We start from the raw sequence: 22195 nt of genomic DNA on the forward strand, positions 1-22195 counted from the left end.
CCTTAGGAACTCATCCGCCCGCGTTCGCACGCCAGGCCGATGTGTCGAACCTAGGCGGATCTGCGGGATCCGGAGCAGCTCAATTCCGCTCCCTCTGTTCTCCGCCTTGCCGAGGGCGCTTCACCCATCGCGGGTGGGGCGCCCTCGGTCGTATGCCGAACCGCCCGGCGTCTCGCGCGGGTGGCGCGCTGTGGCGTCGGGGCCCTGCTGCAGGCGACCACGACGGCTGGGACGTCATACGGACGTTGCACGGCGCCACCAAGGCGACCCGGGCCCGCGACCCAGGATCCCGCCAGGCCGGGGTGCATGAGCCGGGGCGGGGCACATCAGCCCGACTCGGGCACATCAGCCCGGGCCGGTCACATCGACCTGGCGTGCGAAGGCAGGCGGGTGTGACTGCCTGAGGTAGGTCAGGCCCAGAGGAGGTCGTCGAGGACGTCCTGCACGAGGGCGCGACCGGCCATGGTCGTGCCCTCGAGCCGGGTGCCCGCCCGCTGAGCGTCGAGCGCCCGCCGCACGACGACCTCGTGCTCGGGGCGCTGCTGCAGCAGCCATTCGCCGCCGTCGAGCTTGCTGACCAGCTCGCCGGTCTCGGCGAACCTCAGCGCCCGACAGGCGTTGAGGACGGCATAGGCCTCGTCGGCGTTCTCCACGCCCCAGGTCAGCTCGTCGACGAGCTGGGCCAGCACCTCGTCCGGGTCGACCTCGCCGATCAGCTCCACGGGAGCCGGGCCGTGCAGGGCGATGCCGGCGGCACGCGCCACGGCGAGGTGGAGTAGCAGGTCGGGGTCGCCGTCGCCACGGTCGAGCACGACCCGCGAGTCGCGATGCGCCCCACCGGAGACCGTCACGTGCACCGCGAACTCCCACGGACCGTGCGGTGACTCGGCCAACGAGCGGTGGATCACGCTGAGCTCCAACGGCATCCGTTCGTCACCGACGGTCGAGACGGCGGCCCCGACGGCCGTCCAGTCGCGCTCGTCGGTCGCGCCGCTCTCGACGTCGCTCACGACCGCCAGCACGTCCAGGTCGCTGTGCCCCGGGACGAACCCGCCGAGCGCCGCGGAGCCGTGGACGTAGACGCCGAGCAGGTCGTCGCCGACCTGTTCGCGCAGCGCCGACAGGACGCGGTCGGCCAGAGGCTGCCAGGAGGTCGTCATACGGCCCACTCCATCACGGTCCAGCCGACTTAACCCCATCGAGAAGCCCCCACGAGGTGTGGGGAAGTGACCACTCGGCGGGGGAGCCTCGGGAGCGGGGTCCTGCGTCAGGCGAAGGGAAAGGACCCGTGCTCGACGTAGCGAGGGCGTCCGCCGGGACCCTGCCCGAGGTGCGACTCGACCAGCGAGACGGTGTCCACGGTCCACGTCGGCCCGGCATACGTGTCGAGGACCTGCAGCCACCGGCGGACGTCACGCGCCATCCCCAGCCGGGCCAAGGTGAGGTGGGCGCGGAAGGGGCCGCCCTCGACCTGCGTCCCCGCGGCGTTGGCGGACGAGCGGCAGCGCCGCGCCAGGGGGTCCAGGCCTTCGAGGGGGTCGTCGACGCCCAGCCACAGGACCCGCGCGTCGGCGGTGCCGGGGAAGGCCCCGCCGCCGGTCAGCCGCAGGTCGAACGGCTCTGTCTGCAGGCTCAGCTCGTCCAGCCGCTCCGCGAGCCGCTCCAGCGACAGCGGGGAGACGGACGGCAGGAACGCCAGCGTCAGGTGCCACTGCTCGGGCCGCGCCCACCGCAGGTCGGGGTCGGCGTCCACGCGGGGCTCGAGGAAGGTCTCGAGGTCGACGAGCACCTCCTCGGGCGGGGTCACGGCGAGGAACATCCGGCGTCCACGGGGCAACGCCCCAGCATGCCAGCGGACCTTCCCCGAGGCATCACTGCGGGATGCCCGTTTCCGTCGTAGGGTGACCGTGTCGAAGGAGATCCCATGGACGTCAAGAAGACCTTCCTGTCGTGGCCGGTGGTGCGCCAGATCACCGGCGGTGACCCGCTCGGCCGCGGATCTGCCGCACGGTCGGCGCGGACCGCGGCGTTGCAGCCGCGCACCGTCACGGCCGACTCGGTCGCCCACAGCGTGTGTCCCTACTGCGCCGTCGGGTGCGCGCAGAAGGTCTTCGTCAAGGACGGCCGGGTCGTCCAGATCGAGGGCAACCCCGACTCGCCGGTCTCGCGGGGCAAGCTGTGCCCCAAGGGCTCGGCCAGCGAGCAGCTCGTCAACTCCCCGAACCGTCAGACGACGATGCTCTACCGTCGCCCGTACGCCACGGAGTGGGAGCCGATCGAGCGCGACAAGGCCGTCGATATGGTCGTCGACCGCATCCTCGACACGCGCCGTCGCACCTGGCAGGACCACGACGACGACGGGCGCCCGCTGCGGCGCACCATGGGCATCGCCGCCCTCGGAGGAGCGACCCTCGACAACGAGGAGAACTACCTCATCAAGAAGCTGTTCACGGCCATGGGCGCGATCCAGATCGAGAACCAGGCTCGTATTTGACACAGCGCCACGGTTCCCAGTCTGGGAGCCTCGTTCGGTCGTGGCGGCGCCACGAACTTCGTGCAGGACCTCGCCAACTCCGACTGCATCGTGATCCAGGGCTCCAACATGGCGGAGGCCCACCCGGTGGCCTTCCAGTACGTTGTGGAGGCCAAGCGTCGCGGTGCCACGGTGATCCACGTCGACCCCCGGTTCAGCCGCACCTCCGCGCTGGCGCACCGGCACGTCGGCATCCGCGCGGGCAGCGACATCGTCTTCCTCGGCGCGATCATCAACTACATCCTGTCCAACGACCTGCACTTCGAGGAGTACGTCCGCGCCTACACCAACGGGCCGGTCATCCTCCGCGACGACTTCCAGGACGTCGACGAGCTCGACGGCGTGTTCTCCGGCTACGACCCGGACACCGCGAGCTATGACAACGACACCTGGATGTATGCCGAGACCGACGACGGCACCGAGGAGTCCCAGGCGTCCAAGCAGGAGCGGGCCGCCGGTGACGAGCACGGTTCAGGCGGGCCGACGCTGCCCGGGGCCAACCGGGTGCGCCGCGACGACACCATGCAGGACCCGCGCTGCGTGTTCCAGGTGCTCAAGCGGCACTACGCCCGCTACACCCCCGAGGTGGTCGAGCAGACCTGCGGCATCTCCCGGGAGGACTTCGACTTCGTCGCCCAGGCGATGACCCGCAACTCGGGTCGCGAGCGCACGACGGCGTTCTGCTACGCGGTCGGCTGGACCCAGCACTCGGTGGGTGCGCAGTACATCCGCACCGCCTGCATCATCCAGCTGCTGCTGGGCAACGTCGGCCGTCCCGGCGGCGGCGTCATGGCGCTGCGCGGCCACGCCTCGATCCAGGGCTCGACCGACATACCGACGCTGTTCAACCTGCTGCCGGGCTATCTCCCGATGCCCAAGGCCGGGGTCCACGACTCGCTCGAGGACTATCTCGGCACCATCTCCACCGACGACCAGAAGGGCTTCTGGACCGAGGCCGACAGCTACACCGTGAGCCTGCTCAAGGCGTGGTGGGGCGACAAGGCGACGGCCGCCAACGACTGGTGCTACGACTACCTGCCACGCCTGACGGGCGACCACGGGACCTACCGCACGACCATGGACATGATCGACGGCAAGGTCGAGGGCTACTTCCTGCTCGGGCAGAACCCCGCCGTCGCCTCGGCGCACGGCCGGCTGCAGCGCGACGGCCTGGCCCACCTCAAGTGGCTCGTCGTGCGCGACCTGCGGCTGATCGAGTCGGCGACCTTCTGGCAGGACTCGCCCGAGATCGAGTCGGGGGAGCGCAGCCCCGAGACGATCGGGACCGAGGTGTTCTTCTTCCCGGCCGCCTCGCACGTCGAGAAGGCCGGCACGTTCACGCAGACCCAACGCATGCTCCAGTGGCGCGAGCAGGCGGTGCTGCCACCGGGCGATGCGCAGAGCGAGCTGGACTTCATCCATGAGGTCGGCGTGCGCATGCGCGCGCGCCTCGCGGCGTCCACCGACGAGCGCGACCGTCCGCTGCTCGACCTCACCTGGGACTACCCCCTCAACGAGCACGGCGAGGTCGACGGCGAGGCCGTGCTGATGGAGATCAACGGCCGCTACCTCACGGGGGACAAGGCAGGCCAGCCCCTGCCGCTGTTCACCGAGATGAAGGCCGACGGCTCCACCGAGGGCGGGTGCTGGATCTACACCGGCGTGTTCAAGGACGGCGTCAACCAGGCCAACCGGCGCAAGCCGCGGTTCGAGCAGGACCAGACCGCCCTCGAGTGGGGGTGGTGCTGGCCGGCCAACCGGCGCATCCTCTACAACCGTGCCTCGGCCGACCCCGAGGGCAAGCCCTGGTCGGAGCGCAAGAAGCACCTGTGGTGGGACGCGGAGGCGGGCCGCTGGGCCGGCCCCGACGTGCCGGACTTCCCGGCCGACCGCGACCCGGCCTACCGCCCGCCCGAGGGCGCCAAGGGTCCGGCCGCGATCGCCGGCGACGACCCGTTCATCATGCAGGCGGACGGCAAGGGCTGGCTGTTCGCCCCCAAGGGCCTGCTCGACGGGCCGCTGCCCTCGCACTACGAGCCGCAGGAGGGACGCGTCCGCAACCCCTTCTACAGCCAGCAGGCGAGCCCGACCCGCAAGGTCTACGAGCGGCCGGACAACCTCACCGCCCCGTCTGGCGGGCGTCCGCCCGAGGACGAGGTGGCCCGGGAGCACCCCGAGGTCTACCCGTTCATCTTCACGACCTACCGCCTGACCGAGCACCACACGGCGGGTGGCATGAGCCGCTGGCTGCCCTACCTCGCCGAGCTCCAGCCCGAGATGTTCTGCGAGGTGTCGCCCGAGCTGGCGGCCGAGCGGGGTCTCGAGCACCTGGGCTGGGCGACGCTCGTGTCGCCCCGGTCGGCCATCGAGGCGCGGGTGCTGGTGACCTCGCGCATGAAGCCCCTCGCCATCGACGGCCGCACCTTCCACCAGATCGGCCTGCCCTACCACTGGGCGACGGGTGGCACCGGTGCGATCGTCAGCGGCGACTCCACCAACGACCTGATGGGCGTCACGCTCGACCCCAACGTCCTGATCCAGGAGTCCAAGGTCGGCGCCTGCGACATCCGTCCCGGCCGGCGTCCTCGAGGCCCTGAGCTCTTGGAGCTCGTCGACTCCTACCGGCGGCGCTCCGGCGTCACCGAGGAGACCGGCAACGAGCTGCGCTCCGGGGCGGACGTGGACCACGTGGAGCAGGAGCGCGAGGCCAAGGTCAAGGAGCATGACGACAGCGGCGCCGACGTCAAGGGTGCCACCGAGGTCGGACCCGACGACAAGGACGGTGACCGCTGATGCCCAACTCCCTGTTCGGCCCCCTGGACCCGGCGCCCGACGCCGGCTGGCAGGACGCCCCGGACCGCAAGGGCTTCCTCACCGACACGTCGGTCTGCATCGGCTGCAAGGCCTGTGAGGTCGCGTGCAAGGAGTGGAACATGCTCCCCGAGGACGGTCTGGACCTGCTCGGGTCGTCCTTCGACAACTCCAAGAGCCTCGGCGCCAGCACCTGGCGCCAGGTCAAGTTCATCGAGCAGCCGGGGCGCGGTGACGACACCGTGCTGGGTCGTCAACCGGTCGACCTCGGTATGCCGGGCCTGCGGCCGGACGACGAGGCGCTTCCCGCGGCGCTCGACGCGGCACCCGCCGCCGACGGCAAGCCGGACTTCCGCTGGCTGATGAGCTCGGACGTGTGCAAGCACTGCACCCACGCGGGCTGCCTGGACGTCTGCCCGACGGGCTCGTTGTTCCGCACGGAGTTCGGGACCGTGGTCGTGCAGGACGAGATCTGCAACGGCTGCGGCTACTGCGTCGCTGCTTGCCCGTTCGGCGTGATCGAGCGTCGCCCCGGCAGCAAGGGTGAGGTCACCAACGCCGGCGTGGCTCAGAAGTGCACCCTGTGCTACGACCGGATCGGGGCCGGCCAGACGCCCGCGTGCGCACAGGCCTGCCCGACCGAGTCCATCCAGTTCGGTGACGTCGCGGAGCTGCGCGAGCGGGGCCGGGCGCGGGTGGAGACGCTGCACGAGCAGGGCTACACCTCGGCGCGGATGTACGGCGACGACCCGCACGACGGCGTCGGCGGCACCGGCGCGATGTTCCTGCTCCTCGACGAGCCCGAGGTCTACGGCCTGCCGCCGGACCCGGTCGTGACGACCAAGGACCTCGCCGACATCTTCCGCAAGGGCGGCGTCGGGGGACTGACCCTGCTCGTCGGGGTCGCCCTGTCCTTCCTCGGAGGCCGTCGATGACCAACCCCGCCCAGCAAGAGACGCGCGAGGGCCTGTGGCCCGACGAGCCCCGTCGCGGCGGAGGCCGCAAGCGACGCGGTTCAGGGTTGTTCGGCGTGCGCCGGTTCGCCGGCAACGGGCGTGGCGAGGAGTCCATGGTCCCGGAGGCGGAGTTCACCTCCTACTACGGCCGTCCCATCGTCAAGCCCGCCCCCTGGTCGGACGAGATCCCGGCCTACCTGTTCGTCGGCGGACTGGCCGCCGGGTCGTCCCTGCTCGCGGCTGGCGCCGACCTGGCGGACCTGCCCGGTCTGCGACGCCAGGCCCGGTGGACCGCCCTGGGGTCGATCGGGCTGGCGACCTACTTCCTGATCGCGGACCTCGGCCGCCCCGAGCGGTTCATCAACATGCTGCGGGTGGTCAAGTTGACCTCGCCGATGAGCGTCGGTTCGTGGATCCTCGCGGGCTACGGCCCGCTGGCCGGGGTCGCCGCCGTCGCCGAGCTCGCCCGCCCGGTCGAGGAGGCCCTGCCCCAGTCGCTCAAGCCTGTCGCCCGGCTCCTCGGGTGGGCCGGCCGTCCGGCCGGCCTGGGTGCGGCTTTCTTCTCCCCGCCCCTCGCGGCCTACACCGCGGTGCTGCTCGGCAACACCGCGACCCCGGCCTGGCACAGCGCCTACAAGGAGCTGCCGATGGTCTTCGCCGGGTCGGCGGCGGCGTCCGCTGCCGGTATGGCGATGATCGCCGCACCCCACGAGCAGGCCTGGCCCGCCGGGCGTCTCGCGGTCGGCGGTGCCCTGTGGGAGCTCGGCTCCGCCCAGGTCATGGAGCACTCGATGGGCATCAGCGCCGAGCTGCTGCACGAGGGGGAGGCGGGCCGTTGGTGGACCGCGAGCAAGGCGCTGACCCTCGGTGGTGCCGCCGTGTCCCTCGTCGCCGGGCGGCGCAGCAAGCCCGCCGCGGTCGTCGCCGGGGCCGCCCTGGTGGCGGGGTCGATCTGCACCAGGTTCGCCATCTTCCGCGCCGGGATCGCCTCGGCCAAGGACCCCAAGTACACCGTCGTCCCGCAGCGCGCCCGCCTCGACCGCGGCGAGCGCACCCTGGGGTGACCCCTCTGCACGGCATACGACACCGCTCGACCGACAGGAACCCACGATGAGCTCGACCACCCGGCAGGCGGCCTCCGCACCCACCGCCACTCCCAACCGCTGGCTCCTGCTGCTCGGCGGCGTCCTCGTGCAGATGGCCATCGGTGCCGTCTACGCGTGGAGCGTCTTCGGCAAGGCCCTGCAGTCGGACTCGTCGCTCCTGCAGCTGACCAAGACCCAGGCCGCGATCCCGTTCGAGGTCGCGATCGGCATGATCTTCGTCGGCTCCTTCATCGGTGGGCGCATCCAGGACCGCAAGGGCCCGCGCACCGTGGCCCTGACCGGCGTCGTTATCTACTCGATCGGCATCATCCTCAGCTCGTTCGCCCGCGGCGAGGGTCAGCTGTGGCTGCTCGTCCTCGGCTACGGCGTCCTGTCCGGTTTCGGCCTGGGCATGGCCTACATCGTCCCGATCGCCATGCTGCAGAAGTGGTTTCCCGACAAGGCCGGGCTGATCACGGGCCTCGCGGTCGGCGGCTTCGGCTTCGGCGCGGTCATCACCGCACCGCTCGCGACCTCCCTCATCGCCAAGGACCCGGCGCACCCGACGTCACCCTTCCTGTGGCTCGGTATCGCCTACCTGATCGCCGGCGTCCTCGGCGCCTCGGTGTTCCGCAACCCGCCGCAGGGCTACTCGGTCGGCGGGGCTCCCGCCAAGGGCTCGACCGGCCCGGCCACCGTCCAGGCGAGCCCGGGTGCCGACTTCACCCAGCAGGAGGCGCTGCGCACGCCGCAGTGGTACCTCCTCACCCTGATCCTCACCATCAGCGTCACCGCGGGCATCTCCTTGATCTCGGTCGCCGCGGGCAGCGCCACCGACATCGCGGGCTGCTCCGCGGCAGGTGCGGGCGCCCTCGTCGGCATCATGGGGCTGTTCAACGGGGCCGGCCGCATCCTGTGGGCGTCGCTGTCCGACAAGATCGGCAAGATGACGGCCTTCGTCGGCATCCTCGGCCTGCAGGGCCTGGCGCTGATCGCGCTGCCGCACGTCGGCAACGCAGCGATGTTCGCCGTGCTCGCGGCGATCATCTACACCTGCTACGGCGGTGGCTTCGGCACGATGCCGTCGACGGCCGGGCGCTTCTTCGGTGTCAAGAACGCCGGTGGCATCTACGGCCTCATGCTCCTCGGCTGGAGCATCGGCGGCGTGGCCGGTCCGCTGCTCGCGACGGCGCTCATCGGCGACGACAAGAACTACACGTTGGCCTTCACCACGCTCGGCGTCATCGCGCTCGTGGGCGCGGCGATCCCGTTGATCACCAAGGCGCCCCGCCGCCGGTAGGCCCCGCGGCCGGAGGCCGCTCGGTCACCACATGGCCCGACGACAGGGCATGCCTGACCCATCCCGGTTCCCGGTCCGTCAGCGGCGCACGTCGCCCGGCTCGGTCGTGGTGGGCAGCCCTGCGGCGACCCAGGCCTCGACGCCGCCCACGACGTCGGTCGCGTTGCGCAGCCCCAGGTCTCGCAGCGACCGGGCGGCGAGGCTCGAGCTGTAGCCCTGGCGGCACAGGAGCACGTAGGTGAGGTCCCAGCCGGTCGCCTCGGGGATCCGCCACGCGAACGTCGGGTCGAGGCGCCACTCCAGCACGGTCCGGTCGATCACGAGCGCGCCGGGGATCTCGATGGTCTCGGCCCGCTGCTCGGCGGTGCGGGTGTCCACGAGGATCGCGCCGGCCCGCTGGGCGGCATACGCCTCCTGCGGCGTCAGCCGCGTCCACCCCTCCCGGGCGCGCGCGAGCCGGGCGTCGACGCCGAGCGGCTCGGTCATCGCACGCTGATGGTGTGCTCGCCGCCCGCCACGACCTCGCCGATCACCGGGGCGCCCGGCACCTCGCCCACGACCAGCAGGCCGCCGCTGGTCTGGGCGTCGGCGAGCAGCAGCAGCTCGTCCTCGTCGACGGACGCCTCCAGGTGCGGTCGCACCCAGTCGAGGTTGCGGCGCGTCCCTCCACTGACGTAGCCGTCGCGCAGCGCCTCGCGCGCGCCCTCGAGGTAGGGGACGGCCGCGGCGTCCAGCACGGCCGACACCCCCGAGGCGCGCATCATCTTGTGCAGGTGACCGAGCAGCCCGAATCCCGTGACGTCCGTGGCAGCCTCGGCGCCGCTCTCGACGGCGGCCCGTCCCGCGTCGGCGTTGAGGGCGGTCATGGACGCGATGGCCTGGGGAAAGACCTCGCCGGTGGACTTGTGGCGGTTGTTGAGGACGCCGACACCGAGGGGCTTGGTCAGGCTGATCGGCAGCCCGGCGCGGGCCCGGTCGTTGCGCAGCAGCCGATCGGGGTCGACCAGGCCGGTGACGGCGAGGCCGTACTTGGGCTCCGGGTCGTCGATCGAGTGCCCACCACCGACGGGGCAGGCCGCCTCGCGCGCGATGTCGAGACCGCCGCGCAGGACCTCGCGCAGCAGCTCGGCGGGCAGCACCTCGCGCGGCCAGCCGACGAGGTTGACGGCCACGATCGGGCGCCCGCCCATGGCGTAGACGTCCGACAGCGCGTTGGCCGCGGCGATCCGTCCCCAGTCGTAGGCGTCGTCGACGACGGGTGTGAAGAAGTCCGTGGTCACGACGACGGCCTGGTCGGGGCCGATGCGGACGACCGCCGCGTCGTCACCGTCGTCGAGGCCGACCAGCAGGTCGGGACTGTCCACGCCCACGAGACCGCTGACGATCTCCTCGAGCTCGCCGGGCGGGATCTTGCAGGCGCAGCCGCCCCCGTGGGCGGTCTGCGTCAGCCGGATGGAGGAGGGGGTCGTCATACGGCCACCTTAGGTCGAGCGGCCACGACCCCGGCTCAGTGGTCGCGAAGCGCCTCGATCAGCTCGTCCTTGCTCATCGAGGACCGACCCTCGATGCCGATCTCCCTGGCCCGGTCCAGCAGCTCGTCCTTGGTCCAGTCGTCATAGCTGCCGTGCTCGCCGCCACGCTCGCCGACCGTGGAGCGGCCTTGCGCCGCAGCGGCGTTGGCGATGCGCGCCGACTTCTCCTTGCTGTTGCCCTCGTCTCGGAGCGCCTCGTAGAGCTCCTTGTCCTTGACGCTGGGTCCGGGGTCGTCCTTGCGGTCGTCCTTGCTCGGTGCCATGTCACGACGCTACCTCTGGGCGTGCGTCTGGGGCATCCCGATGACGGGTACGATCTGCGGCGGAGGCGTACAGGTGCCTGGTGGCCCTCCCGGTCTTCAAAACCGGTGTGCGGCGGTATCCGTCGCAGGCGGGTTCGATTCCCGTCCGCCTCCGCCAGACTGCTCTCGGGTCAGGCCCGTCAGGCCTTGACGACGATGACCGGCTTGCGGGCCGGGTCCAGCCACCGCACGGTGGCGGTGAGCTCGGTCATGCTGTCGATGCCGACGCAGCCGCCGGTGTAGGACCGCGCGTAGTGCAGGAAGATCCCGGCCCCGGAGTGGGCCCCGGACCGGTTGGGCGTCGTGTAGTTGTAGCGGATCACGACGGCCTGGCGGTAGAGCCCGCTGTCGACGTAGGACTGCAGCCGCTCGGAGGAGCGCGCCACGGAGGCGGGCACCGAGCAGGACTCGCGCCAGCGGTTGTAGTCGCGCTCGCCGGGGTGCTGGATCCACCAGCTGCAGCGCGTGACCCGGCGATAGGGCATCCGGGTGCCGGGGTTGCCGACGCCGAACGCATGCACCAGCGAGAAGGTGCCGGCGGGGGTCGTGCTGGTGCCCTGGCGGCGCTGCGCGCTGGGGACGACACCGCCGCGGCCGAAGACCGCCGCAGCGTTGGCGTTGACGCGGACCCAGCGAGAGCCGTTCCAGGAGTAGCGGGCCCAGGTGCCCTTGGTGCCGCTGGTGCGGTCGGCGACCATCACCTGCGTGGACTGGAGCTGGCTCACGGACGTGCCGGGGGCGTAGATCGGGCGGGGCGCGGCGGCGGCGGTGGTGACGGCGGGGGAGGCGGGCCCGACCGCGGCGGCGGTCACCAGGGCGGCGAGGGCGGTGAGGAGGGCACGGGGGCGGGGGCGTCTGATCACGCCGCCACTATGCCCCAAAAATCACTAAGAGTGAGTATTGGTGACGGAATGTCATGCAATGGTCTACGTGCGTTCAGGTCACAGCTGTGCCGCGTAGGTGTCGTAGTCACGTCGGTACTGCTCGTACGCCTCGCGGTAGCGGGCCCAGGCGGCGTCGTACTCGGCCTGCTCGCGACGGTGGCCCTCCCGGGCTCGCGCCTCGGCCGCGAAGGCGGCCTCGAGATCCTCGCAGCTGAGCCGGTAGCCGTAGCGCGGGTTGTCGCCGCCGTGGCAGCGAGCCCAGGCGGAGGCTCCGGCCTCGACGACGCGGGCGAAGTAGGGCCCGGAGCTCCACGCGCCTCGGCTGCCCCCGGTCGCCCGGGCCAGCGCGTCGCCGCAGGCCCAGGTGTCGCACCGCTGACGGAGCTCCTGGTGGCCGCGCTCGTGCATCGCGACGAGGTAGGTGTCGGTGCTGCTCAGGCCCCGCTGCACGTGGACGACCTGCTGCTCGTCCGTCAGGCCGACGGTCGACTCGCCGTCGCCCACGCTCTGGGCCCGCAGCGACGGGTCGCCGGCGTCGGCGCACCGGGCGGCCGTGCCGTTGACGGCGCGGACGACCTGGTCGCAGGACCATCCCGCCACGGATGCACGGGCCGGGATGGCCGGCAGCGGCGCGGGCGGCCGGGGCGGTGAGTGCAGGGGCGTCGGCCGCGGGAGGGTCGGCGGACGAGGGGCGGCGGGGGCCGTGATCGTGGCGCTCGGGGACACCCTGGTGGGCTGGCGGCCGGCGGAGGCGCGGGCCGCCTGGGCAGGTACGACGGAGGCGGAGGCGGCCGTGTCGCCGGTCGAGGTGGCCGGACCAGCGGGCGAGGAGCAGCCGGCGACCGTCGCGGCGCAGAGCAGCAGTGCCACGACGGGGGCGACGAGCCGTGCATCAGCGCGCGAGGAGAGGGGGCGGAGCGCGGCGGTGATCGGGCGGGGCGCGGCGCCGCGCTGGGACGGGGGTGACGTGCGCGTGACCATCCGTCCCTCCGGGCTGTCGGACCTGCTGACCCGGTTGATTCTGATTGCGGAGAGTAGTTGCGCGTCACCATATGGCGGACCATCACCCGTTCGGGCGGGCCGTCGCCGGCCTTCCGGCACCGAGGCGCCCGGACCGTGCTGGTCGCCACCAGCACCTCCGCCGGGGGGCGCGAGCGGCATTCCACCCGGGGCGCGGGCGGCATAGGGTCGAGCCATGCCGACCACCGACCCGCGCCGACGGGTTCCGAGGACCGATGCGGTGCTGGCCGATCCGCTCCTCGCCGACCTGCAGTTCACCGTCGGGCGGGACCGCGTCCGCGAGGCGGTCCGCGAGGGTCAGGAGCAGGTGCGACGCGGTGACCTCCCGCCGGAGCTCCTCGTGACGTCGGTCGCCGACGAGCTGCGGCGGCGCTCCCGGCATACCGAGGTCCTCAACGCGACCGGGGTCGTCCTGCACACCAACCTCGGCCGGGCCCAGCTGGCCCCCGCGGCGGTGGAGGCGCTCGTCGCCTCGGCCGGGTGCACGGACGTCGAGCTCGACCTCGCGACCGGGGTGCGGGCACGACGTGGCCGGCGCACCCTCGACGCCCTCGCCCGAGCGGTGCCCGCCGCAGGTGGTGCCCTGGTGGTCAACAACGGCGCCGCCGCCCTGAGCCTCGTGCTCACCTCCCTCGCCCAGGGCCGCGAGGTGCTCGTCAGCCGGGGCGAGATGGTCGAGATCGGCGACGGCTTCCGGCTGCCCGACCTCATCGAGTCGACCGGCGTGCGCCTGCGGGAGGTGGGGACCACCAACCGCACGCGGCTCGCGGACTACACCGACGCGGTGACGGAGCGGACGGCAGCGATCCTCAAGGTGCACCCCAGCAACTTCCGGGTCGAGGGCTTCACCAGCGAGGCGACGGTGGCCGAGCTCGCCGGGCTGTCCCGCGAGCGGGAGCTGCCGCTCGTGGTGGACATCGGCAGCGGCCTCCTGCGGCCCGACCCCGTGCTGCCCGGCGAGCCCGACGCCGCCACGACCCTCGCTGCCGGCGCCACCCTGGTGACCTGCAGCGGCGACAAGCTCCTCGGCGGCCCCCAGGCCGGGATCGTCCTCGGGGCGGCCGACGTCGTCGAACGCGTGCGTCGCCACCCGCTGCAGCGAGCGTTGCGGGCTGACAAGCTCACCCTGGCCGCGCTGGCCGCCACCCTCGGCTCGGCGACGAACCCCACCCACGAGGCCGTCCACGCGTCGTCAGACCTGCTCCGCGATCGAGCGGAGGGGCTCGGCCGTCGCCTGGGAGCTGCGGTCGTCCCCTCCGTGGGGCGGGTCGGCGGGGGATCGGCACCCGGGCTGGACCTGCCCGGATGGGCGATCGCCCTGCCCGAGCCGTATGCCGAGCGCCTGCGCCTGGGGTCGCCCGCCGTGGTCGCGCGGGTCGAGGGTGGACGCACGCTGCTCGACGTGCGCTGCCTGCCTCCGGCCCGGCTCGACGACGTGGTGGAGGCGGTGCTCGCGGTGCGGGGGCAGCTGGCCGAGCCCGAGGGGGCGAGCGGCGCATGATGCACGTCGTCGCCACCGCCGGCCACGTCGACCACGGCAAGTCCCGGCTCGTGCGGCGCCTCACGGGCATGGAGCCCGACCGCTGGGCCGAGGAGCGACGCCGGGGCATGACGATCGACCTCGGATTCGCCTGGACGGCACTCGACTCGGGGGAGCGCGTCGCGTTCGTCGACGTGCCCGGGCACGAGCGCTTCATCGGCAACATGCTCGCCGGCCTCGGACCGGCTCCCGCCGTGCTCGTCGTGGTCGCGGCCGACGAGGGCTGGCGCGAGCAGAGCGAGGAGCACCTCGAGGCCGTCGACGCGCTCGGGCTGCGCCACGGGGTCCTCGTGGTGACCCGCAGCGATCTCGCCGACCCCGCCCCGGCCCTCGCGCAGGCCCGCGAGCGCGTGGCCCGGTCCAGCCTGGGGGAGTGCGAGGCGCTGGCGGTGTCCGCCGAGACCGGCGAGGGCATCGACGAGCTCCGTTCCGCCCTGCGGCGGCTCGTGGCGCGGTTGCCCGAGCCGGACCACGGCGCCCGGGTGCGGCTGTGGATCGATCGGTCGTTCACGATCCCCGGCGCGGGGACGGTGGTCACCGGCACGCTGGGCGAGGGGTCGTTGTGCGTCGGTGACGCCCTCGAGCTCGGCCGTCGCCCCGTGCGGGTGCGCGGTCTGCAGTCGCTCGGGCAGGACTACGACGCCGTCCCGGCGCGCGCGCGGGTCGCGGTCAACCTGCGCTCCACCCCGGCCGACGAGGTGGGCCGCGGCGACGTGCTCGTGACGCCGCACGCCTGGCACTGGACCCGCGAGGTCGATGCGGCCCTGCACGGCTGCGTGGCCGCCGACCTGCCCGGCGAGCTGACCGTCCACATCGGCTCGGGCTCCTGGACCGCGCGGGTCCGGCCCCTCGGCGAGCAGTTCGTCCGGCTGCGGACCCCCGAGCCGCTCCCGCTGCAGGCGGGCGACCGGTTCATCCTGCGGGACCCGGGGCGACGGGCCGTGCTGGCCGGCGCGACCGTCCTCGACGTCGACCCGCCCGAGCTGCAGCGCCGGGGCGCCGCGGCCCGGCGCGCGGGTGCGCTCGCCGAGGTGGCGTCCTCCGACGTGCTGGACCCCGCGACGGCGTCGGCCTGTGCGGGGTCGTCGGGCGGCCAGGGCTCGCTGGGCTCACAGTGCTCCCCGGGATCACAGAGCTCCCCGGGATCACAGAGCTCCCAGAGGTCGACGAGGGTCGATGTCGCCCGGGAGGTGGAGCGTCGCGGGGCCATGCGCCCGCGCGACCTCGCCGTCCTCGGCGTCCGGCCCCAGGACCTGCTCGCGGACGTCCCGGGCGTGCGCCACGTCGGGGAGTGGCTCGTCGCCGAGTCCGCCTGGCAGCAGTGGCGGTCCGAGCTGCTCATGGCCGTGGACCTGCGCATCCAGGACGTCCCCATGGATCCCTGGCTCCGCCTCGAGGAGGCGCGCCGCATCGCCGGGATGCCCGACGTGGCCACGGTGACCCCCGTCGCCCGCGACGCCGGCCTGGAGGTCGGGCAGGGCAAGGTCTCCCGGCCCGGGGTGCGCCCCAGCCTGGGGGCCGCCGAGGCGGGGCTGCAGGCGCTCGAGCAGCAGCTCGCCGCCAACCCCTTCGCCGCCCCGGAGCGCGGCCAGCTCGACCTGTGGGGTCTCGGCGCTCGCGAGCTGGCCGCCGCGGAGGCCGCGGGTCGCCTCGTGCGGCTGGTCGACGACATCGTCCTGCTGCCCCGCGGTCCCGCCCTCGCGATGCGCGAGCTGTCGGCCCTGGAGCAGCCGTTCACCACCAGCGCCGCGCGACAGGCCCTCGGCACGACGCGGCGGGTCGTCATACCTCTGCTGGAGCACCTGGACGCGCGCGGGTGGACCCGCCGGGTCGACCCGACCCACCGCGAGGTCGCGCGCTGAGGACCGCCACGGTGGCCGCGCCCGTCGCCGGTCGTCAGATCGTGAGACGACGTTTTGCGGGTTGAGATGGATCCCTAGCCTCGGGCGTATGACGAGCCAGCCCGCGACCGCGCCAACCAGCCTCGACCTCGCCGTCGTCGGGGGTGACGGCATCGGCCCCGAGGTCGTCGCCGAGGGCCTGCGCGTGCTGCGGGCCGTGACCGAGGCCGACGGGGTCGAGGTGCGCCCGACCGACTACGACCTGGGGGCGAAGCGCTGGCACGCGACCGGCGAGACGCTCACCGACGCCGACCTGGACGCGCTGCGCGGCCACGATGCGATCCTGCTCGGCGCCATCGGTGACCCCAGCGTGCCGTCCGGCGTGCTCGAGCGAGGCGTGCTGCTGCCGCTGCGCTTCGCCCTGGACCACTGCGTCAACCTGCGACCCTCGACGCTCTATCCCGGGGCGCAGAGCCCGCTCGACCTGGCCCGCGTCGCTCCTGACGGTTTCGACTTCGTCGTGGTGCGCGAGGGGACCGAGGGGCCGTACGTCGGCAACGGCGGCGCCCTGCGCATCGGCACGCCGCACGAGATCGCCACCGAGGTCAGCGTCAACACGGCCTTCGGCGTGGAGCGGGTCGTGCGCGACGCCTTCGCCCGGGCGCAGGCCCGCCCCCGCAAGAAGCTCACGCTCGTCCACAAGCACAACGTGCTCGTCCACGCCGGTCACCTCTGGCGCCGGACCGTCGAGGCGGTGGCGCCGGAGTTCCCCGAGGTGTCGGTGGACTACCTGCACGTCGACGCGGCCACGATCTTCCTGACCACCGACCCCGCGCGTTTCGACGTCATCGTGACGGACAACCTCTTCGGCGACATCCTGACCGACCTCGCGGCGGCGGTGTCCGGCGGGATCGGGCTCGCGGCCAGCGGCAACATCGACCCCTCCCGCACCAACCCCTCGATGTTCGAGCCCGTGCACGGCTCGGCGCCCGACATCGCCGGCCAGGGCAAGGCCGACCCCACCGCCGCGATCCTCTCGGTCGCGCTGCTGCTGCGGCACGTGGGCCTGGTCCCGGCCGCCGAGCGCGTCGAGGCCGCGGTGCTGGCGGACCTCACGGAACGTGGCTCCGCCCAGCGCTCCACCCCTCGGTCCACCCAGGAGGTCGGCGAGGCCATCGCCGCCCGCCTCTGACCTACCTCAGGTCGTCACGTCCGCCCAGGTTGGCACGCCAGGCCGATGTGTCGAACCGCGGTCGATCCCGGCCCCGGAGGGCGCGGTAGCCTTCGAGGCGAAACCCCGTGCGACAAGGAGCACCCCATGACGACGCCGTCCCTGTCCTTCCCGCTGGAGCGCACCACCACCCCGGTGCCCGACGCCGAGCGCGAGCAGATCCTCGCCAACCCCGGCTTCGGCAAGACCTTCACCGACCACATGGCCGTCGCCACGTGGACCGCCGACGCCGGGTGGCACGGCGACGCGATCCGCCCCTACGGCCCCTTCCAGCTGGACCCCGCCGCCGCCGTCCTGCACTACGCGCAGGAGGTGTTCGAGGGGCTCAAGGCCTTCCGTCACGCCGACGGATCGGTCTGGTGCTTCCGCCCGGAGGCCAACGCCGCCCGGATGCAGCGCAGCGCGCGTCGGCTCGCCCTGCCCGAGCTGGCCACCGAGGACTTCCTCGAGTCGATCAAGGCCCTCGTGGCCGCCGACGACGCCTGGGTCCCCGCGGCCGGCGCCGGCGAGACCTCGCTCTACCTGCGGCCGTTCATGTTCGCCTCCGAGGCCTTCCTCGGCGTGCGGCCGGCCAAGGAGGTCACGTATGCCGTGATCGCCTCCCCGGCCGGCGCGTACTTCTCCGGCGGGCTGGAGCCCGTCACGCTGTGGATCTCCACCGACTACGCCCGCGCGGGCGCCGGCGGCACCGGCGCCGCCAAGTGCGGCGGCAACTACGCCTCCAGCCTCGCCGGCCAGCTCGAGGGCATCGAGAACGGGTGCGACCAGGCGGTGTTCCTCGACTCGGCGACGCACGAGCACATCGAGGAGCTGGGCGGCATGAACCTCTTCCTCGTCTACAAGGACGGGCGCCTCGTGACCCCCGAGCTCACCGGCTCGATCCTCGAGGGCGTCACCCGCAGCTCCATCCTGCAGATCGCCGGCGAGCTGGGCCTCACGCCCGAGGAGCGCCGCATCCCGATCCAGGAGTGGAAGGACGCCGCCGCGTCCGGCGAGCTGGCCGAGGTCTTCGCCTGTGGCACGGCCGCCGTCATCACCCCCGTCGGCGAGCTGCGCTGGGAGGGCGGCTCGGTCAACCACCGCACCGAGGCCACCGACGACAAGATCGCCCTGTCGATCCGCAACCAGCTCCTCGACATCCAGTACGGCCGGGCCGAGGACACCCACGGCTGGATGACCCGGCTCGTCTGACCTCGCCACGTCCCACCCACCAACCCGCCCACATCCCCAGATCGTGAGGGTTCTGTCCACCTTTCGTGGAGCAGCCCCTCACGATCGTGGTGGGGAGAGGGTCGAGGACGGAGCCAAGGACAGGGGCGGGGACAGCGTGGCCGGTCTGGTAACAAAGGTTTAACACCAGACCATTGACGAAGGTTTCACCCGTACGGTTCACTGGCTGGATCGTCCTCGTGCAGCCCGCGCGCGAGGCCGCACCCAGGAGGTGCCCCATGGGCCCACGCCGGTTCCTGTCCCGCGCCGACGAGCAGGACTACAGCCACGAGGACGCCGCGCAGCTCGCCGAGCTCGGCTACAAGCAAGAGCTCAACCGCACCATGTCCGGGTTCAGCAACTTCGCCGTGTCCTTCTCGATCATCTCGATCCTGTCGGGCTGCATCACGTCCTACGGCATCGCGATGAATGCCGGTGGCCCCGCGGCGATCTCGCTGGGATGGCCGCTGGTCGGCGTCTTCGTCCTGTGCGTCGCGTTGGCCATGGCCGAGGTCTGCTCGGTCTACCCGACGGCTGGCGGCCTCTACTTCTGGGCCGGTCGGCTCGCGCGCTCGCACAAGCGCGAGTGGGCCTGGGTCGTGGGCTGGTTCAACTTCCTCGGCGAGGTCGCCGTGACCGCCGCCGTCGACTTCGGCGCCGCGACCACCTGGATGGCCTTCCTGGACCTGACGATCGGCGTCGACGTCACCCCGCAGACCACCTTCGCGTGCTTCTGCGTCATCCTGCTGATGCACGGTCTGCTCAACGCCTTCGGGGTCAACCTGGTCCGGCTGCTGTCCGCCGTCTCGGCGTGGTGGCACCTCGCGGGCGCGGCCGTCATCGTCGTGGTGCTCGCGCTCGTCCCCGACCGGCACCAGTCGCCCGGCTGGACGCTGACGCACTTCGTCAACAACACCGGGTGGACGAGCTCCATCTACGTCTTCCTCATCGGTCTGCTGATGGCCCAATACACCTTCACCGGGTTCGACGCGTCGGCGCACGTGGCGGAGGAGACCCGCAACGCGTCGGTCAACGCGCCCAAGGGGATCGTCAACTCCGTGCTCGTGTCGCTCGTGGCGGGCTGGATCCTGCTGCTGGCGGTGACCTCGGCGATCCAGGACTACGACGGGGCCCTGGCCAGCGACATCGGCCTGCCACCCGCCCAGATCTTCATCGATGCGACCGGCCAGGGCCTCGGCCTGACCCTCGTGCTGATCTGCGCCGTCGCGCAGTTCTTCTGCGGTATGGCGTGCGTGACCTCCTCCTCGCGCATGTCCTTCGCCTTCAGCCGCGACAACGCCCTGCCCGGCTCTCGCTGGTGGTCCAAGGTCAACCCGCGGACCGGCACGCCGACCAACTCGATCTGGCTGGTGACCGTGCTCGCGATCGTCCTCGCCAGCCCCTCGCTCGTGTCGCAGACGGCCTACCTCGCGGTCACGTCCATCGCCGTGATCGGCCTCTACATCGCCTACGTCACGCCCGTCCTGCTGCGCCGCATCAACCCGGACTTCGTCCCCGGCCGGTGGAACCTCGGCCGCTGGAGCGCCCCCATCGGCTGGATCGCCGTGGCGTGGGTGGGGTTCATCGTCGTCCTCTTCATGCTGCCGCCGGCTGCGCCCGTCACGATCGAGACCTTCAACTACGCGCCGGTCGCCGTCGCGGTCGTCCTCGTCTTCGCCGGGGCGAGCTGGATCTTCGGCGGGCGCAAGCACTTCATGGTCGAGGACCCCGGCCACCACGACACCGTCGAGCCCGCGGACCTGTTCCGATGAGCCCGACGCCCGACCAGGTCCGCGACCCGGCCCAGACCGCGACCCGGCCCGCGCGCATGTCGGCCCAGGACCTCGTCCCCGAGGTCGTCCTGCGTCCGGTCCGCGAGGGCCAGGCCTACGAGGCCACCCTCGAGCAGCTCGCCACCGCCGTCCGCCTCGGTGTCCTGACGACCGGCTCCCAGCTGCCGCCCGAGCGGGAGCTCGCCACCCGGCTCGGCGTGTCCCGGGTGACGCTGCGGGAGGCCATCGCCACGCTGCGGGACCTCGGGATGGTCGAGACGAGGCGCGGCCGCGCCGGCGGGAGCTTCGTGACCTACGACTGGGCCGCCCGCGAGGCGGAGACGGGCGACGCCGCCGCGACGACCGAGGCCGAGCTCGAGGACGTCCTCGGGTTCCGCCGCGTGGTCGAGCCCGGCACGGCCTACCTCGCGGCGTCCCGCGCCCTGCCCGCCACCGACCGCGGCTGGCTCAAGGAGTGCCTGCGCGACGTGTCCGACGCCAGCCGCCGGGACGCCGCCGAGCACCGGCAGGCCGACTCGCGGCTGCACCTCGCGATCGCCGGCCTCTCGGGCAGCCCGTCGCTCGTGGAGGCGGTCAGCCGGTCGCAGTCCGCGCTGCACCAGCTCCTGGCCGCCATACCGGTCCTGCCACGCAACATCGAGCACTCCAACGCCGACCACGAGGCCGTCGTGGACGCGATCCTGTCCGGCGAGCCCGAGGACGCCCGAGAGCTCGCCGAGGAGCACTGCGACAAGACGGCGGCGCTCCTGCGCGGCCTGCTCGCCCACCCGACCACGCACCCCGGAGGTACCCCGTGAGAGCACCGACCCTGACCCTGGAGCAGCTGCGGCAGGAGTGCGAGGACGGCTCGATCGACACCATCGTCGTCGCCTTCCCCGACATGCAGGGCAGGCTGCTGGGCAAGCGCCTGCACCCGCAGTTCTTCCTCGACCACGTCCTCGAGGACGGGACCGAGGGGTGCAACTACCTGCTCGCCCTGGACGTCGAGATGAACACCGTCGACGGCTATGCCATCAGCTCGTGGGAGAAGGGCTACGGGGACATGAGGTTCGACCTCGACCTCGCCAGCCTGCGACGCACACCGGGCTGCCCGGGGTCGGCGACGATCCTGTGCGACCTGTCCTGGCTTGACGGCACCGGGCTGGTCCGTCAGGCACCCCGCACGGTGCTGCGCGGGCAGCAGGACGCTGCCGCCGAGCTGGGCTACCGGTCCTTCGCTGGGACCGAGCTGGAGTTCATCGTCTTCGAGGACACCTACGAGCAGGCCTGGGACGCGCGCTACCAGGGGCTGACGCCGGCCAACCGCTACAACGTGGACTACTCCATCCTCGGGGGAGCCAAGGTCGAGCCGCTGCTGCGGGACATCCGCAACGCGATGTACGCCAGCGGGGCGATCGTCGAGAGCGCCAAGGGGGAGTGCAACCTCGGGCAGCACGAGATCGTGTTCCGCTACGAGGAGGTCCACCGGACCTGCGACACGCACACCGTCTACAAGACCGCGGCCAAGGAGATCGCCGGCCGGCACGGCCAGTCGCTCACCTTCATGGCCAAGTATGACGAGCGCGAGGGCAGCTCCTGCCACATCCACATGTCCCTGCAGGACGAGGACGGACGCAACGTCTTCGCCGACGAGTCACGCGACGGCGGGCGCAGCGAGGTGTTCGAGCACTTCATGGCCGGAGTCCTCGCCACGATGGCCGACCTGACGGTGCTCTACGCACCGAACATCAACTCCTACAAGCGGTTCGCCGAGGGGTCCTTCGCGCCGACCGCGATCGCCTGGGGCACCGACAACCGCACCTGCGCCCTGCGTGTGGTGGGTCACGGCGCGGGCATCCGCGTCGAGAACCGCGTGCCGGGCGGTGACGTCAACCCCTACCTCGCCACGGCCGCCATGCTGGCCGGTGGGTTGCACGGCATCCGCGAGCAGCTCGAGCTGCCACCGGCGCTCGAGGGCAACGCCTACACCTCCGACGCGGAGCACGTGCCCTCGACGCTGCAGCAGGCCAGGGACCGGTTCGACGCGTCGCCGCACGCCCGCCGGCTGCTCGGGGACGACGTGGTCGACCACTACGTCCACGCCGCCGACGTCGAGCTGGCCGCCTTCGGCGCGGCCGTGACGGACTGGGAACGCATCCGCGGATTCGAGAGGCTGTGA

General features: G+C 72.4%; 18 protein-coding genes and 1 tRNA gene. 12 read left to right on the forward strand and 7 right to left on the reverse strand.

Annotation, left to right across the window (positions count from 1 at the left end; all coding sequences use genetic code 11):
• Nucleotides 1-410: 410 nt before the first annotated feature.
• Together B2P18_RS05090 and thpR are read right to left on the reverse strand one after the other, a co-directional pair.
• A complete protein-coding gene (locus B2P18_RS05090) occupies nt 411-1160 on the reverse strand; it encodes an aminoglycoside adenylyltransferase domain-containing protein (protein WP_286956365.1) in 750 nt (249 codons plus the stop codon).
• Nucleotides 1161-1267: 107 nt separating this feature from the next.
• Nucleotides 1268-1837, reverse strand: a complete 570-nt coding sequence (gene thpR / locus B2P18_RS05095; protein ID WP_286956367.1) for an RNA 2',3'-cyclic phosphodiesterase — start codon at nt 1835-1837, stop codon at nt 1268-1270.
• Nucleotides 1838-1924: 87 nt separating this feature from the next.
• On the opposite strand from thpR, the gene fdh reads away from it, so the two are divergent.
• Genes fdh through B2P18_RS05115 form a run of 4 tightly spaced genes read left to right on the forward strand, consistent with a single transcriptional unit; the run spans nt 1925 to nt 8685 of the window.
• Complete coding sequence (fdh, locus tag B2P18_RS05100; RefSeq protein ID WP_286956370.1) at nt 1925-5326, forward strand: formate dehydrogenase; 3402 nt, start codon at nt 1925-1927, stop codon at nt 5324-5326.
• On the forward strand, nt 5326-6279 hold the full coding sequence (locus tag B2P18_RS05105; RefSeq protein ID WP_019287835.1) for a 4Fe-4S dicluster domain-containing protein: 954 nt from the start codon (nt 5326-5328) through the stop codon (nt 6277-6279). The genes fdh and B2P18_RS05105 overlap by 1 nt, the downstream gene beginning before the upstream one ends.
• Nucleotides 6276-7364 carry an NrfD/PsrC family molybdoenzyme membrane anchor subunit gene (gene nrfD, locus B2P18_RS05110; protein ID WP_029212211.1) on the forward strand — a complete coding sequence of 363 codons (1089 nt, stop codon included), beginning with the start codon at nt 6276-6278 and terminating at the stop codon, nt 7362-7364. Before B2P18_RS05105 ends, nrfD begins: the two co-directional genes overlap by 4 nt.
• Before the next feature lie 46 nt (nt 7365-7410).
• Nucleotides 7411-8685: an L-lactate MFS transporter gene (locus B2P18_RS05115; protein WP_286956383.1), complete on the forward strand. Its 1275-nt coding sequence runs from the start codon at nt 7411-7413 to the stop codon at nt 8683-8685.
• A 78-nt stretch (nt 8686-8763) separates the two neighbouring features.
• Here B2P18_RS05115 and B2P18_RS05120 read toward each other — a convergent pair whose 3' ends face one another.
• From B2P18_RS05120 to B2P18_RS05130, 3 genes are read right to left on the reverse strand one after another with little or no spacing between them, the layout of a single operon-like run.
• Nucleotides 8764-9171: a rhodanese-like domain-containing protein gene (locus tag B2P18_RS05120; protein ID WP_286956386.1), complete on the reverse strand. Its 408-nt coding sequence runs from the start codon at nt 9169-9171 to the stop codon at nt 8764-8766.
• Nucleotides 9168-10157 (reverse strand): selenide, water dikinase SelD, encoded by a 990-nt coding sequence (gene selD, locus B2P18_RS05125; RefSeq protein ID WP_286956388.1) that lies wholly within the window; start codon nt 10155-10157, stop codon nt 9168-9170. Before selD ends, B2P18_RS05120 begins: the two co-directional genes overlap by 4 nt.
• A gap of 35 nt (nt 10158-10192) precedes the next feature.
• On the reverse strand, nt 10193-10480 hold the full coding sequence (locus tag B2P18_RS05130) for a DUF7218 family protein (protein ID WP_286956391.1): 288 nt from the start codon (nt 10478-10480) through the stop codon (nt 10193-10195).
• A 61-nt stretch (nt 10481-10541) separates the two neighbouring features.
• On the opposite strand from B2P18_RS05130, the gene B2P18_RS05135 reads away from it, so the two are divergent.
• Nucleotides 10542-10637, forward strand: a tRNA-Sec gene (locus tag B2P18_RS05135).
• Nucleotides 10638-10659: 22 nt separating this feature from the next.
• Here B2P18_RS05135 and B2P18_RS05140 read toward each other — a convergent pair.
• Entirely contained in the window at nt 10660-11382 is a 723-nt protein-coding gene (locus tag B2P18_RS05140; RefSeq protein ID WP_286956397.1) for a hypothetical protein, read from the reverse strand.
• Nucleotides 11383-11460: 78 nt separating this feature from the next.
• A complete protein-coding gene (locus B2P18_RS05145) occupies nt 11461-12384 on the reverse strand; it encodes a hypothetical protein (RefSeq protein ID WP_286956398.1) in 924 nt (307 codons plus the stop codon).
• A 214-nt stretch (nt 12385-12598) separates the two neighbouring features.
• Here B2P18_RS05145 and selA point away from each other — a divergent pair, with 214 nt between their 5' ends.
• The 7 genes from selA (at nt 12599) to B2P18_RS05180 (ending at nt 22195) form a co-directional block, all read left to right on the forward strand.
• Entirely contained in the window at nt 12599-13924 is a 1326-nt protein-coding gene (gene selA / locus B2P18_RS05150) for an L-seryl-tRNA(Sec) selenium transferase (protein WP_286956401.1), read from the forward strand.
• Nucleotides 13921-15825 (forward strand): selenocysteine-specific translation elongation factor, encoded by a 1905-nt coding sequence (gene selB, locus B2P18_RS05155; protein ID WP_313534949.1) that lies wholly within the window; start codon nt 13921-13923, stop codon nt 15823-15825. Before selA ends, selB begins: the two co-directional genes overlap by 4 nt.
• Before the next feature lie 88 nt (nt 15826-15913).
• On the forward strand, nt 15914-16996 hold the full coding sequence (locus B2P18_RS05160) for a 3-isopropylmalate dehydrogenase (RefSeq protein WP_286956408.1): 1083 nt from the start codon (nt 15914-15916) through the stop codon (nt 16994-16996).
• A 126-nt stretch (nt 16997-17122) separates the two neighbouring features.
• On the forward strand, nt 17123-18226 hold the full coding sequence (locus B2P18_RS05165; RefSeq protein WP_286956414.1) for a branched-chain amino acid aminotransferase: 1104 nt from the start codon (nt 17123-17125) through the stop codon (nt 18224-18226).
• A 257-nt stretch (nt 18227-18483) separates the two neighbouring features.
• Entirely contained in the window at nt 18484-20016 is a 1533-nt protein-coding gene (locus B2P18_RS05170) for an amino acid permease (protein ID WP_286956417.1), read from the forward strand.
• A complete protein-coding gene (locus B2P18_RS05175) occupies nt 20013-20834 on the forward strand; it encodes a FadR/GntR family transcriptional regulator (RefSeq protein WP_286956421.1) in 822 nt (273 codons plus the stop codon). Before B2P18_RS05170 ends, B2P18_RS05175 begins: the two co-directional genes overlap by 4 nt.
• Nucleotides 20831-22195, forward strand: coding sequence for a glutamine synthetase family protein (locus B2P18_RS05180; RefSeq protein WP_286956425.1), 1365 nt, complete (start codon nt 20831-20833; stop codon nt 22193-22195). The genes B2P18_RS05175 and B2P18_RS05180 overlap by 4 nt, the downstream gene beginning before the upstream one ends.

Source organism: Arsenicicoccus sp. UBA2120, assembly GCF_002330965.1.
Lineage (GTDB): Bacteria > Actinomycetota > Actinomycetes > Actinomycetales > Dermatophilaceae > Arsenicicoccus > Arsenicicoccus bolidensis.

Bases quoted from the DNA above. Each gene is read 5' to 3' on its own strand.
- B2P18_RS05090 (WP_286956365.1), bottom strand. From the start codon at position 1,160: ATGACGACCTCCTGGCAGCCTCTGGCCGACCGCGTCCTGTCGGCGCTG.
- B2P18_RS05105 (WP_019287835.1), top strand. From the start codon at position 5,326: ATGCCCAACTCCCTGTTCGGCCCCCTGGACCCGGCGCCCGACGCCGGC.
- nrfD (WP_029212211.1), top strand. From the start codon at position 6,276: ATGACCAACCCCGCCCAGCAAGAGACGCGCGAGGGCCTGTGGCCCGAC.
- B2P18_RS05115 (WP_286956383.1), top strand. From the start codon at position 7,411: ATGAGCTCGACCACCCGGCAGGCGGCCTCCGCACCCACCGCCACTCCC.
- B2P18_RS05120 (WP_286956386.1), bottom strand. From the start codon at position 9,171: ATGACCGAGCCGCTCGGCGTCGACGCCCGGCTCGCGCGCGCCCGGGAG.
- selD (WP_286956388.1), bottom strand. From the start codon at position 10,157: ATGACGACCCCCTCCTCCATCCGGCTGACGCAGACCGCCCACGGGGGC.
- B2P18_RS05130 (WP_286956391.1), bottom strand. From the start codon at position 10,480: ATGGCACCGAGCAAGGACGACCGCAAGGACGACCCCGGACCCAGCGTC.
- B2P18_RS05145 (WP_286956398.1), bottom strand. From the start codon at position 12,384: ATGGTCACGCGCACGTCACCCCCGTCCCAGCGCGGCGCCGCGCCCCGC.
- selA (WP_286956401.1), top strand. From the start codon at position 12,599: ATGCCGACCACCGACCCGCGCCGACGGGTTCCGAGGACCGATGCGGTG.
- selB (WP_313534949.1), top strand. From the start codon at position 13,921: ATGATGCACGTCGTCGCCACCGCCGGCCACGTCGACCACGGCAAGTCC.
- B2P18_RS05160 (WP_286956408.1), top strand. From the start codon at position 15,914: ATGACGAGCCAGCCCGCGACCGCGCCAACCAGCCTCGACCTCGCCGTC.
- B2P18_RS05165 (WP_286956414.1), top strand. From the start codon at position 17,123: ATGACGACGCCGTCCCTGTCCTTCCCGCTGGAGCGCACCACCACCCCG.
- B2P18_RS05170 (WP_286956417.1), top strand. From the start codon at position 18,484: ATGGGCCCACGCCGGTTCCTGTCCCGCGCCGACGAGCAGGACTACAGC.
- B2P18_RS05175 (WP_286956421.1), top strand. From the start codon at position 20,013: ATGAGCCCGACGCCCGACCAGGTCCGCGACCCGGCCCAGACCGCGACC.